At 33.7% G+C, this 15,636-nt stretch carries 16 protein-coding genes; 9 read left to right on the top strand and 7 right to left on the bottom strand.

From position 1 onward, the window contains the following. Positions 1–188 precede the first annotated feature (188 nt). From hemH to UCH001_RS04385, 5 genes are all read left to right on the top strand, one after another. Positions 189–1,133 (top strand): ferrochelatase, encoded by a 945-nt coding sequence (hemH, locus tag UCH001_RS04405; RefSeq protein WP_067174796.1) that lies wholly within the window; start codon positions 189–191, stop codon positions 1,131–1,133. Continuing rightward, on the top strand, positions 1,130–2,557 hold the full coding sequence (locus tag UCH001_RS04400) for an NAD(P)/FAD-dependent oxidoreductase (protein ID WP_067174794.1): 1,428 nt from the start codon (positions 1,130–1,132) through the stop codon (positions 2,555–2,557). Before hemH ends, UCH001_RS04400 begins: the two co-directional genes overlap by 4 nt. Then, positions 2,550–3,572 (top strand): sensor histidine kinase, encoded by a 1,023-nt coding sequence (locus UCH001_RS04395; protein WP_067174791.1) that lies wholly within the window; start codon positions 2,550–2,552, stop codon positions 3,570–3,572. Before UCH001_RS04400 ends, UCH001_RS04395 begins: the two co-directional genes overlap by 8 nt. After that, entirely contained in the window at positions 3,550–4,257 is a 708-nt protein-coding gene (locus tag UCH001_RS04390; RefSeq protein ID WP_067174789.1) for a LytTR family DNA-binding domain-containing protein, read from the top strand. The genes UCH001_RS04395 and UCH001_RS04390 overlap by 23 nt, the downstream gene beginning before the upstream one ends. A 320-nt stretch (positions 4,258–4,577) precedes the next feature. Further along, positions 4,578–5,744, top strand: coding sequence for an amidohydrolase (locus UCH001_RS04385; protein WP_067174785.1), 1,167 nt, complete (start codon positions 4,578–4,580; stop codon positions 5,742–5,744). Positions 5,745–5,961: 217 nt separating this feature from the next. Here UCH001_RS04385 and UCH001_RS13240 read toward each other — a convergent pair whose 3' ends face one another. The 3 genes from UCH001_RS13240 to UCH001_RS04380 form a co-directional block, all read right to left on the bottom strand. Further along, positions 5,962–6,090, bottom strand: coding sequence for an SEL1-like repeat protein (locus UCH001_RS13240; RefSeq protein WP_162492340.1), 129 nt, complete (start codon positions 6,088–6,090; stop codon positions 5,962–5,964). Continuing rightward, positions 6,072–6,179, bottom strand: coding sequence for an SEL1-like repeat protein (locus tag UCH001_RS13545; protein ID WP_082705663.1), 108 nt, complete (start codon positions 6,177–6,179; stop codon positions 6,072–6,074). Before UCH001_RS13545 ends, UCH001_RS13240 begins: the two co-directional genes overlap by 19 nt. Before the next feature lie 632 nt (positions 6,180–6,811). Beyond that, on the bottom strand, positions 6,812–7,078 hold the full coding sequence (locus UCH001_RS04380) for a hypothetical protein (RefSeq protein ID WP_145973107.1): 267 nt from the start codon (positions 7,076–7,078) through the stop codon (positions 6,812–6,814). Between the two features lie 212 nt (positions 7,079–7,290). Here UCH001_RS04380 and UCH001_RS04375 point away from each other — a divergent pair, with 212 nt between their 5' ends. Both UCH001_RS04375 and UCH001_RS04370 read left to right on the top strand, forming a co-directional pair. Then, positions 7,291–8,349: an SEL1-like repeat protein gene (locus UCH001_RS04375; protein WP_067174777.1), complete on the top strand. Its 1,059-nt coding sequence runs from the start codon at positions 7,291–7,293 to the stop codon at positions 8,347–8,349. A 20-nt stretch (positions 8,350–8,369) separates the two neighbouring features. Further along, a complete protein-coding gene (locus tag UCH001_RS04370) occupies positions 8,370–9,539 on the top strand; it encodes an SEL1-like repeat protein (protein ID WP_067174774.1) in 1,170 nt (389 codons plus the stop codon). Between the two features lie 54 nt (positions 9,540–9,593). Here the strand turns inward: UCH001_RS04370 and UCH001_RS04365 are convergent, their stop codons facing one another. Genes UCH001_RS04365 through UCH001_RS04355 form a run of 3 tightly spaced genes read right to left on the bottom strand, consistent with a single transcriptional unit; the run spans position 9,594 to position 12,278 of the window. Next, positions 9,594–10,847 (bottom strand): FtsK/SpoIIIE domain-containing protein, encoded by a 1,254-nt coding sequence (locus UCH001_RS04365; RefSeq protein WP_158508931.1) that lies wholly within the window; start codon positions 10,845–10,847, stop codon positions 9,594–9,596. A 47-nt stretch (positions 10,848–10,894) separates the two neighbouring features. Then, on the bottom strand, positions 10,895–11,149 hold the full coding sequence (locus tag UCH001_RS04360) for a hypothetical protein (protein ID WP_067174765.1): 255 nt from the start codon (positions 11,147–11,149) through the stop codon (positions 10,895–10,897). Beyond that, positions 11,139–12,278 carry a replication endonuclease gene (locus tag UCH001_RS04355; protein ID WP_067174760.1) on the bottom strand — a complete coding sequence of 380 codons (1,140 nt, stop codon included), beginning with the start codon at positions 12,276–12,278 and terminating at the stop codon, positions 11,139–11,141. The genes UCH001_RS04360 and UCH001_RS04355 overlap by 11 nt, the downstream gene beginning before the upstream one ends. A gap of 195 nt (positions 12,279–12,473) precedes the next feature. On the opposite strand from UCH001_RS04355, the gene UCH001_RS04350 reads away from it, so the two are divergent. Further along, the gene (locus UCH001_RS04350) at positions 12,474–13,094 is read left to right on the top strand and encodes a hypothetical protein (protein WP_067174757.1); all 621 of its coding nucleotides are present in this window, start codon (positions 12,474–12,476) and stop codon (positions 13,092–13,094) included. Next, positions 13,091–13,657, top strand: coding sequence for a hypothetical protein (locus tag UCH001_RS04345; protein WP_067174754.1), 567 nt, complete (start codon positions 13,091–13,093; stop codon positions 13,655–13,657). The genes UCH001_RS04350 and UCH001_RS04345 overlap by 4 nt, the downstream gene beginning before the upstream one ends. A 51-nt stretch (positions 13,658–13,708) precedes the next feature. Here the strand turns inward: UCH001_RS04345 and UCH001_RS04340 are convergent, their stop codons facing one another. Next, the gene (locus UCH001_RS04340) at positions 13,709–15,550 is read right to left on the bottom strand and encodes a site-specific integrase (protein ID WP_067174744.1); all 1,842 of its coding nucleotides are present in this window, start codon (positions 15,548–15,550) and stop codon (positions 13,709–13,711) included. Positions 15,551–15,636: the final 86 nt, after the last annotated feature.

The following is a 15,636-nucleotide window of genomic DNA, read 5'->3' as shown; positions in this document are numbered from 1 at the left end:
ATACTATCAACTAACAGAAAGCCTCTACGAAAAAAATATACTTTTTCCTATTATTAACATCATTTTTTATTTGGAGTACATACAATGAATGAATTGTCCCCGTCTTATCCTTTCTTTTTCTTTTCACTCATCAGTTCTGTCATCATTGTTTGTACAATACTTTATTTCATTCAGAATGGAGCTCTTCAATGACTAAACGTAAAGCAATTCTTTTACTCAATATGGGAGGTCCCAATAATATATCTGAAGTAAAAGTTTTTTTGAATAATATGTTTAACGATCCCCGCATTATTAGTGCCCCCCAACCAATACGTAAAATGATCGCTTGGTTCATCACGTCACGTAGACACAAAGAGGCCGAGCATAATTACTCTCTTATCGGCGGAAAATCGCCAATCGTAGGTCACACTCGTCGGGTAGTGGATGCACTCTCACAGATCGTTGATGCTGATGTCCATTATGTAATGCGCTACACGCCTCCATACACAAATGATGTTTTACAATCGATTGCATCCTATGACGAAATCTATGCGATACCCCTCTATCCTCACTTTTCATCTACTACCACGCTCTCATCGTTCGATGCCCTTTTTGATGAAGCAAAAAAATTGGGGATTTCGCATAAGATCAAAACAGTAGATAGTTACTACAATGAACCTTATTATATTGCTTCGATTGTTGAGCGAATCAAAGAGGCATTGAATGGTGATGATCCAGCTGAGTATGAACTTATTTTTTCAGCTCACGGACTTCCTAAAAAAATCATCGAAAAAGGGGATTTATATCAGCGTCACATACGCTACAATGTCTATTTTGCGCGCCGTGCCCTCAATGAGGCAGGAGTATTTTTTCACAAAACCCATCTCGCCTATCAATCGCGTCTAGGCCCCTTAGAGTGGATACGTCCGTATCTTGAAGATAAACTCTCAATGCTCACAAAGAAAAAAGTGATCCTTTTTCCTATCGCATTTACCATCGACAACTCCGAAACCGAGTGTGAGTTGGAGATCGAATACCGTGAAAAAGCCCAAAAATTTGGATTTGAAACCTACCGTGTCGCAAAAGCTCCAAACGATCATCCTCTCTTTATCCAAAGTTTGAAAAATCTTTACACTCAGATGCAAAACGCATGAGAGAATTTGCAGTTATCGGGGGTGGCATGGGAGGATGTTCTATTGCAGCATTGCTCCACTCTCAAGGACATGATGTGCTCCTGCTCGAAAAAGAGCCGACACTCGGAGGATGCGCTTCAACATTTAAACACGACAGAAATCTCTACAATGCAGGAGCAACTACCCTCGCAGGGTATCACGATGGGGGAATTGTACGTTCTTTGTGTAATCAAATCGGAGTTGAACTCGATGTCATACCCACTCAAAAGCCAATTACCATTATCCAAGAAGGTAAAACATGCGGCAGATACTGCGATCTGGCTATGTTTATCCAAGAGATGGAGCGCTTTTATCCCCATCCTAAACATGCTGAATTTTGGAATCTAGTTCACGCAATTGGTGATGCGTTCTATACAATGGAGGGGTTTTGGTACTCCAATCAATCGACGTTTGATAAACTCCGATCTTTATTTAGTTATTTTCCTCTTCTGAAAAAGTTCTGGCCTTATCTGTATACCAACGCCCACAGATTCATACATAACTTTTACGGTAATTTGAGTGAATCCTTTATTGATTTTTTGGATGCGCAAATTTTGATTGTCACGCAAGCCACAAGTAAACATATTAATTTTTTTACAGCAGCACTGGCCCTAGGGTACACGTTTAACGAAACCCATTATCCAATCGGCGGGATGGGAGCAGTATGTGAGCGTATCACCTCTAAAATGGTCGATGTACGCACAAGCTGTGAAGTCAAGTCGATCGGGCGTATTGGCGGAATTTATCACCTAAACACTTCACAAGGGATAATCAAAGCACGCAATCTCATTATGGGGACATCTCATTTTGAGAGTTCCAAGTGGTTTATGGATAAAGAGATTGTAGATTACTATAACCGCTACGAGAAAAAAAACAATCATCAAAGTGCATTTGTTCTTTATATGACTCTCAAAACCGATCGTACTTTTGAGCATCACACCCAAATCATCTCGAAAAATACCCTTGCGCATACTTTATCTAAATCGATTTTTGTATCTATTAGCGATGCTAGGGACAATCAAATTTCCCCGCAGGGAACATACAGTGTTACCGCCTCGATTCATACCGATGCGAGATGGTGGATAAATCTCGAGCCTGCTCAATACAAAAAGCAAAAGAGTGATCTTGAATCGCTACTTAAAAAGCACATTTGTGATACACTCTCCATAACAGAAGCAGAGATACTCAAATGCTTCTCGGCAACTCCGAAAACATTTAAAAAGTATATCCATCGAAGCCAACTAGGAGGCAATGCATTGACGTTCAAAAATCTCCTTCCTCGCCTTCCCTCGAATGATACACCTATTAAGGGATTATACCAAGTTGGTGATACTGCTTATGCAGCACAAGGGTGGCCTGGTGTCGTGATGGGGGTTATGAATTGCGCGAGGCTGATTCATGGGTGATATCGAACTTCGAATTACTCGCGACGATTGGTTTAGTGTATTTCTAATCGGTATCTCTTTTTCTACCCTTCTCTCTATGTTAAGCTATTACATTCTGCGTTTATCTTTAAGTGACGGTGTTCTTTTCGGGGTATTTCTAGGCTTTTTTATCACCTTATTTTCGATGTTATTTATTACCACTATGAACCGCTATCTTCTCCCAAAACTCCCAAAACTGTGGTGGAATTTGATAGCGGCAATTTTTTCTTTTTTATCGGGTTTTTTAGGTACACTCTGTACCTATGTTCTACTGATTTATAATGACATAACAACGGCTGCTCTCGTGCAAGAGCACCCTTTTATCAGCTCTGCTATCATCGGATTTCTCACCTATCTCATCGGTGCGCTCATCTATCGTTTTGTCAAAACCCGTAACGAAAAAGAGCACATCGATCAGCTTTTTATAGAGAGTCGTGTCCGTTCGCTTGAAACCCAGCTCAACCCCCATTTTCTCTATAATGCCCTAAACTCTTTGGCTGAGTTAATCCACCAAGACCCGCAAAAAGCAGAGGATACTGTACTGAAAATATCGATGTTTTTACGTAATACGATGAGTGAAACCCCGATGATTCCTCTCAAAGAAGAACTGTGTAATGCAAGTGATTACGTCGAGCTCGAAAATATCCGCTTTGATGGAAACATTACTCTCATCATAGAGTCCGATTTTACTGTTCAAAATGTACTGGTTCCAAAGTTTTCGATTCAGCTGTTATGTGAAAATGCGATCAAACATGGGATGATCGATACCAAAACTCCTTTTGTAATTACGATTCAGTGTTTCAAAAATGAGACGGTTTCACTCAAAGTTTCCAATAACGGCAAAGCAATCACAAAATCAACTTTCGGGATTGGACTAACAAATTTACAGGAGCGTTTACAGCATCTCGTAGAGGGTCAAATCACCATCACCAGCTATGATCCTCCCACCTATCTTATCACTTTAAAGGAACACTATGAAAATTCTACTCGTCGATGATGAACCTCTTGCCTTATCTCGACTGCAGCGTCTTCTAGGCTCACTCGGATATACCGAAATCACGACAGCCACTAGTGGTATTGAAGCATTAAAAATCACTACTAAAACACAATTTGATTTGGTATTTTTAGATATCTCTATGGCGGAGATAGATGGAATTGAACTAGGGTATGCACTGCGATATGCGGATGAAAATCTTGCCATTATCTATCAGACCGCTCATGAGAATCATGCCCTAAAAGCATTCGATGTGGGAGCAATAGATTATCTCCTCAAGCCCTACTCACTCGAATCGCTGAAACGCTCTATTGCACGTGGTACCTCAAAAATGGCAGAGTCCAAAGAAGAGTTGCGCTTCATTTCCAAAGCGGGAAACAATCACTATCTCCTCAAACCAGAAGACATCTATTACATCAAAGCTGATCTTACTGAAGTAATCTTCCGCTCAGATAAAGGATTTTCGTATTATCCAAAAAAAATTTCAGATCTTGAAGCTCTCTTTGCACCATACGGTTTTTTACGAGTTCATCGCTCCTATCTCATCAATCTTAATCGCATCAAAGAAATGGAGACAATCGATCAAAGCCGAATCTCTTTCACATTTGAGGGAATTAAAGAGTCTATCGAAAGCTCCAAAGAAGGAGCAAAACACTTCCGCCATTTATTCAAAGAATTAACCTCATAAAACATACTCTTAGATGTTTCACTTTTTTCATAAGAAAGCTACTCAACTCCAAAATTTTCAATGACTGAGATGCCCCCTATTTGTAGACACAATTTTAGGAACTACTTGGTGTTACTAAAGAATTCTGAACAGTTCCTCCCTAAGAAAAATGAGGACATTCAAAATCAAAAAAAAGCTAGTTAATTTTTTCAGATAAAATAAATAGTAATATTATAAAAGTTTTCGATTTCATTAGAGACATAATTACATTTAAAAACATTCTCTAACTGAAGTTAAAAATTTTTATTATATATTTTAAAATATAGAAAGGGAGTATTTATATGTTAAATATACTAGATAAAGCTAAAGAAATTGAGAACTATATTATTAATTTTAGAAGAGATTTACATGAAAATCCTGAACTTAGTGGTCAGGAATTTAAAACTCAAAAAAAGATTATGAAAGAATTAGATAAACTTGGAATAACCTATAAGAAAGCAGGAAATACCTCTTTGATTGCCACTTTAAAAGGTGGGAAAGATGGAAAAACTATAGCTTTAAGAGGAGACATAGATGCTCTTCCAATAAAAGAGGAAACAGATGTTGAATTTAAATCTAAAACATCTGGATTAATGCATGCTTGTGGTCACGATGCTCACGCATCTATGCTTCTTGGTGCAGCAAAAATTTTATCGGAAATGAAGGATGAGATACCTGGTGAGGTTAGGTTCTTCTTTCAAGAAGGAGAAGAAACATTCTCAGGTGCAAAAAAAATCATAGAAGCAGGTGGAATGGATGGAGTAGATGCTTGTTTTGGTATGCATGGAATGCCAGAATTAGAGACAGGATATGTAAATATTGAACCAGGGTATAGAATGGCAGGTTGCGATACCATTTATGTTAAATTTGAAGGAGTATCAGGACATGGATCAGTTCCACATCTGGCAAAGGATACTATTCATCCTGCATGTACTTTTGTTACAGACCTTCAAGGAATAGTTACTAAAAATATTAATGCACAAGAGCCGATAGTGATTTCTGTAGGAAAGTTCGTTGGAGGAACAAAGGCAAATATAGTTTCTAAATATACAGAGATTGATATTTCCATGAGATACTTTAACCCAAAGGTTAGGGAAATAGCTCATGAATCAATAAAAAGACATGCAAAAGCAATTGCAGATGCTTATGAGCTTAAGGTTGATGTAAGAATAGAAGAAAGTGCCCTTAGTCTTTGGAATGATGAAGACTTAGCAGCACTAGCAGACAAGTCTTCAATAAAAGTCTTTGGAGAAGGCAAAAATAAAACTTTACCTAAATATATGGGATCAGAGGATATGCCATACTATTTTGAGCGGGCTAAAGGAGTGTATGCATTTGTTGGATATAGAAATGAGGCAAAAGAAGCTATATACTTTCCACACCATGAAAAATATAAGATTGATGAAGACTATATGAAATATGGTACAGCACTACACGTACAATTTGCTCTTGATTTTTTAAATAAATAGTATGGAAGACATAAGTGGATTTGTATAGATTCAAATCCACTTATGTTCTTGTATTTACAATACCACCGGTTATATCTAAAAAAACATCAAATTTAAACACATCTAAATTCAAAAGAGAGAATATTCAACCTTTTTAAGGTGGATTTTAAAGGTAACGCTTCGGAATGCAATGCTCTATTTAAAAGCTTTGAGTATATTTATGTCCTTATTCTTTTTTTCATTGTGCATAAAATTCACAACCATTTTTATCTTTCATATCACATGCTTTTCCAAACAATTCTAAAGCTTTTTTAGAGTTTTGCTTAACACCTAAACTCTTTACATTCATTACTCCAAGATCGAGCATCCTGTTATATAGCCATTATCACACGCTTTTTCAAAAAGTTGAACCGCTTTAAATAAATCTTGTTTAACACCTTGACCATTTTCATACATAGTTACAAGATTATAGCATCCTGCTGCATCGCCTTCATCACACGCTTTTTCAAAAAGCTCTTTTGCTATGATAAAATCATTTTGCTGAATAGCTTGTAATCCATCACTAACATTATCTGAAACCTCACCTGCATATAAACACGTAGATAAAAGTAACCATACCAGTAGATAACAATGTTTTATAAGTCATCCTTTTGTATTTATTTTAAAGATGGAATATAGAAGTAGCCTTATACCGTAAAAGAAGTCATTCTAACGTAAAATTGGATAAATAAATCTAATTTTAGACATTTTTTGCTAGCCAAACAGAAGCTTTATATTTTTATTTAATTAATATTTTTTTAGCTTATTCGCTTGTGATGTAGTAAAGATTTAGTAAATTGATAGTAAAAGCAAAAGTCTCACCTGAAAAAAACTTAAAGATTTTTATTAGTTAGTTGTTTGATTAAAACACCGTATTTTAGGAATTAGGAGTGGTGTCAAGAGAGGGAGACCCCATTTCTTGAAGCTAAATCCGATAACTACGCAATCTGACTTTTTTTGTAAAACAAATTGTGCAACACTTTGTGTTTTTAGTATTTAATTCCTGCATTATCAACTATTCTAGCTTAAAAACAGGCTACAAGTTTACCTTATAAAGAGTTATTAGAATCTATTTCCATAGTAACATTATTTTCAATAACTTGACTCTTAACCTCTTTTGTTGTGATGGATAATGGCTCAAATTTTATCGTCATATTTTCATCACGAGATTCTTCTTCAAATAATGGTTTTTCTGCTTCTTTTAATTTTTGCTCAATTGCAGTATCTTCCATTGAGGCTCCTAGCCCATAAATTACACCTCCTAAGCCTACGCCAACCAATGTGCCAATAGGACTCCCTCCTGCAGTTGTCATCATATTGCCTCCTAGTTGTTTCATATCTTTTGAACTACAGCCTATAAGTACCGTTATGGCGCATAAATTAATCATTGCTTTGTTTAGATAATGCATTAAAACTCCAAAAATTAACTATTGTTAAATTATATCAAGTAACTTAAGATTAAAAAACATTAAAGAGATTTTTTATTAATATAGTTCATTCTAAAGATGTTAATTACAAAGGATTCCTCGTGAAACGCTTTATGATTCTAATGTTATTGTTTTTATCAAGTGGGTTGTTTGCAGACTATGTTGATGATGGTTTAGAAGCTATTCAAAATAAGAATTATCCTAAAGCTAAAGAATTATTTGAAAAAGCGTGTAATAATAGTGATTTTTTAGGGTGCAATTATCTTGGTGCAATATACGAAGATGGGTTAGGTGTAAAGGAAGACTATAACATAGCAATATCTCTTTATTCTAAAGCTTGTGACGCTGCTTTTGGACAAGGGTGTGCTAATCTTGGAATGATGTATGAAAATGCCAAAGGAGTTAAAAAAGATTTAAGTAAATCAATATTTTTGTATACAAAAGCTTGCGATCTTGGAGTTTTCGAAATATGTACTAATCTCGGAGTGATGTATGAAAAAGGAGAAGGTACAAAACAAGAATATAATAAAGCAATATTGCTCTATGAAAAAGCTTGTGATGGTGGAAATGTTTTTGGGTGCTATAATCTTGGGCAAATGTATGAAAATGCAATAGGGGTTAAGCAAGATTTAAATAAAACAATACTGTTGTACACAAAAGCTTGTGATAATGGAATGGCTATAGGATGTTATAACCTTGGTTTCATATACGAAGAAGGTACAAATGTACCACAAAACTATGCCAAGGCAATAACCTTTTATACAAAAGCTTGTGATAGTGGAGATTCAAATGGCTGTGTAAATCTCGGTTCAATATACACAAAAGGTGTAAAAATCAAGCAAGACTATTCTAAAGCAGCTTCTTCATATGAAAAAGCTTGTAATGGTGGCAATACTTCAGGATGCTATAACCTTGGATTAATGTTCAGAAATGGTATTGGCTTAAAAAAAGATATTGAAAAAGCTATTTTATTTTATACAAAAGCTTGTACTGGTGGTAATGCTTCAGGATGTTATAACCTTGGATTAATGTACTCTAAAGGTGAAGGAGTTGAACAAAATCCTCTTATTGCAAAAAAACTATTTGGACAAGCTTGCTCTAGCGGGAATGCAGAATCTTGTCAAGCTTATAATCTTTTAAAACAAATTTTAGAAAAATAAAACTTACAAAAGGAGATATTGTGAAACGTTTTATAGTTTTAGGGTGTTTATTTTTATCGGAAGTAATATCTGCAAATGATGATTTTGGTAAAGGATTAATAGCTTATATGATCAATGATTTTACAGCTGCAAAGACTGCTTTTGAAAAATCGTGTAATGAAAATTATATGGAAGGATGTTCTTTGCTTGGAAATCTCTATTCGACTGGACAAGGTGTTGAACAGAATGATTCAAAGGCATTTCAACTTTATGAAAAGGGTTGCAATGGAGACAGCAAAGTTGGTTGTACTAACCTTGGGCAAATGTATCGTATGGGAAAGAGCGTTAAACAAAACCTCACTAAAGCTGTTGAGTTATTCCAAAAAGGTTGTGATGGCAATGAACAATATGGATGTTTACATCTTGGAGAGATGTATGATAATGGAGAAGGCGTCAAAAAAGATAATTTAAAAGCAGTACAACTCTATGAAAAAATCTGTAATGATAAAGTTTCAGTAGGATGCACGAATCTTGGATTTATGTATGCCAATGGTAAAGGGGTCAAACAAGATTTTTTTAAAGCTGTTTCTCTGTATGAAAAAGCGTGTGATGGTGGCGATGCAACAGGATGCTCGAATCTTGGTTTGCATTATGAAAAAAGTCTAGGAGTTAAGCAAGATTTGTTCAAAGCTGTTTCATTATATGAAAAAGCGTGTGATCGTGGCGATGCAACAGGATGCACGAGTCTTGGATTGATGTATGTCAATGGTCAAGAGGTTAAACAAGATACTTTTAAAGCTGTTTCATTGTTTGAAAAAGGGTGTAATGGTGGCAATGCAGGAGGATGCTCGAATCTTGGATTTATGTATGCAACTGGTCAAGGGGTCAAACAAGATTATTTTAAAGCTGTTCAACTCTATGAAAAAGCGTGTGATGGTGGCGAAGCAAGAGGATGCTCGAATCTTGGATTGATGTATGCACAAGGTAAAGGTGTAAAGAAAGATGATGTTAAAGCTGTTTCGTTGTATGAAAAAGCGTGCAATGGTGGCGATACTCAAGGATGCACGAATCTTGGAGTTATGTATTACAATGGTCAAGGGGTTAAACAAAACTCAAAAAAAGGTTTAGAGTTGTTTGGAAAGGCGTGTGATATGAAAGATGAACAGGGTTGTAAAAACTATGCTATTGTGAAAAAGCAATTAGGTCAATAAATTTCTTTTCTTGACACTTTGTATAAAGAAAGTCAAGTGCCAAACCTCAAACCCCTACAGGGGTTTTTGGTTTAGCAATTCGTGTGTAACATCAATCATATTGTTAGAGATAATATAATTAAGGAGTTTATCTCCAATAATAGGAAATTGAATTAATGATTTATCAGATGTAAGACCGTCTTTGTAGATAGCTCGTCCTTTGTTAAAATCTTGCACTTCAACCCAAGTAATCTTTTCTCTTATATTATCTTTTAAATCTATAATATTGATATTGTTATCATTTGATGTTTTGAGTAAAACTCTTGTTTGTAAATTATTAACTATTGAACTCGGAAGGATTGTATTATCAATTTTTTGTGCAAATAGAAAAAGTAAAATTCCACTAGCACGCCCCTGCATTGATATTAGAGCTAACTTATCAAAAATAGCTTCTCGTATCTTCTTGTCAGGATATGTGCTTACTGCCCCAACTTCATCAAAAACAATAAGCGTTAAATCATCACTTTTTCGCTTATTGCTTAGTAAAAGCTCATTTTGTGATTCTTTCAAATCTTCTAAAACATCATCAAGAAGTACATTTAATCTTTCAATATTAGAAACAAATTCAACATTATCAAGCTTCTCATACCGTTTAAGCTCAACACCTCCTTTTAAATCTATCATATACATTTTTTTGATTTTATGCAGATTGAACAAAAAATTGATATTCAAAAGATGCATAAAATTACTCTTTCCCGAGCCACTTTCGCCCACACAAAGAAGATGGTCAAGAGTATTGAGTTTGCGATAATATAGACCTTTTTCATAGATACCTAAAAATAATTTATTCGGTTTGAAATAGCTCAAATCAACACTATATTCGTATGGCAAACTATAAAACACAAGCACCACATTTCTATTTTTCTTATGATATACCTTTACTTCATAGCGTTTATCAATGAGTCCAAGAAAATGCAAAATTCGTTCTGCATTTTCCTTATAATCATCAACATTAATTGCTACAAAATTCCTATACTCCAAGGAAAATGACTTTAATCCAATAGCCATTACTTGCTCTAAATGTGACTTTGGCTTTAATTTTTTAAACTTTACAAATTTATCAACATAAAGACTATTTTTACTTGTATCATCCTTGAAATTACTATGTAAATTGAGCGAGTACGGCAAAATAATAAATTTCCACCACGTCAAATAATACACCGCTCGTTCAATAAAAATAATGCTAAATAAAACAATAAAAATTGCTTTATAATCATCTATTGATGTATCTGTAAAATAAGCATACAGCGCAAAACAAATTCCAAGCAAAGAGCCCCTAATAAGAAGGCTCTTTAGAAAACTGATGATGCCATAAATCATTGTTTGATTACCGCATCAACTTGTGTAAAAAATAGCTTTCCGTTGTACTGAGAAACCTTGACAGGAATCTTCACTGGCATAGCTTCTTTAAGCGTTGTAATGTCAGATTTATCTGTAAGTTTAACTTGGAGTACTTCAACACCGCCATTTTCTGTTTTATTTAAAAATTGTGCATAAGTTGTCTCTTCATCTTTGAAGTTTTTTTTCGCAATCGCATAGACTTGCCCATTTAATATAAGTTTAGTATTCATTTGTTTGTCCTCTTTTGATTATTTGAAATTTCTCTTTTTTGTAGATTTGAATATGTTCTACAAAAAAGGTAAGGCTTTCTACTGTTGTAGAATAACCACCGCCAATTCTTTCCATACGAGTCTTTACTTTAAAAAACTGAACTCTTGATTTTTCAATTTTTCCAAACTGTATTAAATGTTTACTATTGCTATCAACATCCTTAATAACAGTTGCTTGATACATATTTTTTAATAAATATGTAAATAAATTAACCCCTGAGTCTTTAGCTTCTAAGAGTAATTTTTCCTTATTTTCTTCATCTAAATTATGATAGATGACTCTATAGTCTGATAATGACAATGGCAAATTTGACATTGTTATCATCCGCATTTTATACTCTCTTTTTAGCCCATCAAGAACACGGGCTTCATAGATATCACGGTTATCATTTAGATTCTTTGTGATATATTTCATCATATAGAGACTCGCTCTATTGATGTTAGTTTTGACTTTTGAAAATGAATCCTCATCAGCATTATCAAAACTTATTTCAGTTTCGATTAAGTTAAACTCTGCACAAATCTTAGCAAAATGCTTAGAAAAAATCCTGATTTCTTCTTTAGAGATATAAAAAAGTGCGTGAAGATGTGGTATAAGTGTTTTATGTAGTTCAAAAACTTTTATAAAAAAAAGTTCTCGTACTTTAGCTTGTATGCGTTTATAGAAAATTCTATACACCTCATTTAAAAAGTGATAGCCCTCGTCAATCGCTGAGTTAATGGAGTCAAATCTAAAATCAGGATTTAGCGATGTATATAACCTTTTACCCTTATATTCAATGCTTTGAAATGGGTGATAATGTGATGGTAAAGTAAGCGTGATGAATACAGGAACAAGATTCTTTTCTTTAGCAAGAGCTTCGATTGTATAAACTTTTTGCTCGATAGACTTGGTGTAAACTTTATAGTATTTTTCAAATGAGTGATACATTTGAAAACACTCACCACTTGAATTTGCAATGATGTTGTTTTTAAAAAAAGACTGCTGTGCGTGTTCTTTTTCAAGACTTATTTTGTAATATCTATCTGCTAAACTAGAAAACTCTTTGTAACGCTTTGTTGCTTGTAGCCTTTTTGATGAATAGAGCATTTTAATATCCTTTTTTGAGATGCTCTATCCCTCAAAGGAATACTTTTAAAAAATTTGTAAACATAAAACTCTTTGTATGTTGTAAGACGATTTTTCAAAAAAAATCAGTTGGAAACTAAAAAAGTTATTTTTTTGAAAAAATGTGACAATAAAGAATATTTTTATTATAATTTTTGATTTTAATAAGGGGGCATTATGAAGTTAAAACGGACGATGGGCGTATTAGTTATCGGTGCAGTTAGTCTTTTTGCATCTGATATCGTAGTAGATGGAAGTTACTCAAAACTTCTAGGTAATCCATTCAAAGCAAAGCTTGAAAAAAAGACGCAGGATATGAACGTTGTTGCATCACAAAGTAAAAAACTTGACTTTGTTGTTGAAACCAATCGTAATGATTTTTCTTTCAATAAACCAGCCTTTTCAATAGATGCTTCATCTTGTGCAAATGTTTTAAAAACATTTTTAGCTGAGGATTACAACATTGTAAGCGGTGCTAATAATTCAGCTACGTGTGAAATTTTAAACCCAAAAGTAACCCTTACTTATATCCACGAACAAGAAAAATGGCTCAATCAATTATCAGACATCGTTGTTGAAATGGGAATTCGAGTCAAAGTAGTTACGAATGGAGTAGTAAAAGAATTCACAGTCAATAATAAAATGGATAAAACGCTTGGGAAAAAAGGAGATAATTACAATTTTACTATTAGAGCTGCTTGGAATCCTGATTATTCTAATGTCGAACAAAACATTCACAAAATTGCAGAAAACTCAATTTATGAAATGCTTAATAAAAATCTAGGAGGCGTACAATGAAATCTCTTCTTTTAATCATCCCTCTTTTATTTTTAACGGGTTGCGGTGTCGCTGGTAAATATAATCCTGATTATGTTTCTCAGTCTATTGAAAAGAATTACAAAAAAGTTGATTCTGTTTCTGTTGGAATTATTAAAAATGATGAAATTCTTCCTCGAGAGAGTGATAATGTAGCTCTTGGTAAAATCACATTAAACCTTGAAACTGGAGATATTAATTCAAATATTTCAAAAGAATTTTTCTCTCAATATTTTTCAAATGTCAAATTAATTAATCCTAGTGAAAAAGCAGATATTATTATTAAATCTAAAATAGATAATTATTCGTATCTTTTCAATAAACCAAGTGATGGTTCAACAATTACCTTAAATTATTCAATTGAAGTTTATAAAAAAGATAAATTAATTCTAAAAAAGACTTATACAATTAAAGAATCCAATGATGTATTAATTACTTTAGTTGGAGTTTCTAGTCCATTAAATGGGTTGAAAGAATTGATTCACAAAAGTTTATTAGGAATTCTTGAAAATCAAGTTAAACCAGATATCCTCAACTCTCTATAAAATCTATTTTAGCCCCTATATTAGGGGCTAATCTTTCTAATCCCTTAATATTTAAAAACCTTTATCTGAACAATTTTTAAAAGCTTTAGCTAATAAATCTATATTTTCTTTAATATCTTCCAAATACAGCTTATTAATATTTTCTTCCAACTGCTTCAAATTGGGCTTACCCTCGTGAATATACCTTTCAGTTTCACTTTGAGAATGATTTAGGACGATATTTTCGAACATTTGCATAACTGTATCAAGGCGATGTCCTAAGAGTGCTGAAATGATTGTATAAGGAACACCACTTTGATGCAATCGCGTTGCAAATGTATGCCGAAAGCTGTGAAAACTAATGAGGTCATTTTCAATGCGTTCTTCGCTCACACAATTATCTCTAATACGAGTAAAATCTCTTAAATAATAGTGAGAATATTTAGTCTTTTTTGTTGCTTTTATCTCTAATGGACTTAAATTAAAAAGGAACTCATTCTTTTCTCTAGTTTTGAGGTATTTTAAAAAATCAAAGCAATTTAGCAAATCGCTGTGAATAGGTACACATCTAATACTATTTTCTGTTTTTACTGCACCATTGATATTAAAATAATAAACATCATTTTCTAAAGCGATATCTTTTGTTTTGAGTTTACATATCTCTTCAACCCTCATACCGCTGTATAGTGCAATCAAAGGGATATAAAAAGGCTCAGCCATAAAACCCAAACCATTTATTTCTGCTGCCATTAAACCAAGCATTGATTTTAATTCATCTGTGTTAAAAGGTTTCCTTTTTGTCGCTGATTTTAAAATATTTTTGTATATTTTGTCACTAAATTTTCGATTATTAAGCATTACATTTTTTTCAACCGCATCATTTGTTACACAGTCATTCAAAAAATCATCAAGATGTCTTAACTTTTCAGAGATATTAGCAGCACTTTGCAACTTAAGCTCATAATTGAATTCTTCACCAAAATTTTCGTCATTATTTTCAAGACTCATTTTAAAGTCTTCTGCTATTAAGACAATATTTTCATCATAAGCTTTAAAAAGACGCTTTTTAAGAGAAATACCTGCAGGTGTATATATCAGCGCATAAAAAAAACGCTCGTAATCTGCCATTGTATAGTCAATCAAATACTCAGTATCAGCACTTTGTAAAAGTGTCTTAATCACTAAATTGATTTTATCAAACTCAGCTGGTTTTTGGTCTTTCATCAACTCAATATATTCTACATATACTTCATTTTTATTTTTGAGTCGATACTTATCTTTACTTTGTTTATCAATCATTGTAATCATTTCAATGGCATCATTGTATGTTGTTTGCTTTGGAGAAATGGCTTCTTGGATGTAGGTTGGTTGCAATTTATCATCATCTGAACGAGACTCATTTCTCATTTTATCAAAATATAAAAGCTCTATTTCTGCTTTGATAATTTCATCTCTTAGGCGTTGTTGGCTTTCTTTTGATAATGTTTGAAGCGCTATTCGAAACTCTTCTTTAATATTGCTAGCATCTGCAATTTCTTGTGCTAATTGATTGTTTCTATCGGAGTGGAGGTCTTCTTCAAGATTTTTGATGGCTTTTTTGATTGCTTTGGGATGGCTACCCTTGAGTTTTTTTCCATCTTTTTTGAAATAAGAGTATTTTTCTTCTCTTTTATCCGCTAATTCTTTATACTGAACTTTCGCCAAATCAACATATTTATGAATAATATCTTTGATGTAATCTAATTCTTCTTCAAAATTCATATGATACCTCAATACTTCAATGTTAGAATTGATTATACCAAGGACGTATTTAGCTTCGACTTTATTTTTTGTTTTGAGGGACACACAAAGCGTCTGATAGTGGATTTTACGGCGATAATAGAATGTTTCGCGATGTTCAACAAGATATTTCATTTCTGCTCCAAGAAAGTGAAACAAAAAGTGCAACATTTTGTAAAACAAGGAGGTAAAAATCAACAAAAGTGCGTATTTATGGGGGT

Origin of the sequence: Sulfurospirillum sp. UCH001, assembly GCF_001548035.1 — a bacterium.
GTDB lineage: Bacteria > Campylobacterota > Campylobacteria > Campylobacterales > Sulfurospirillaceae > Sulfurospirillum.
This window is presented reverse-complemented; position numbering and strand designations above follow the sequence as displayed.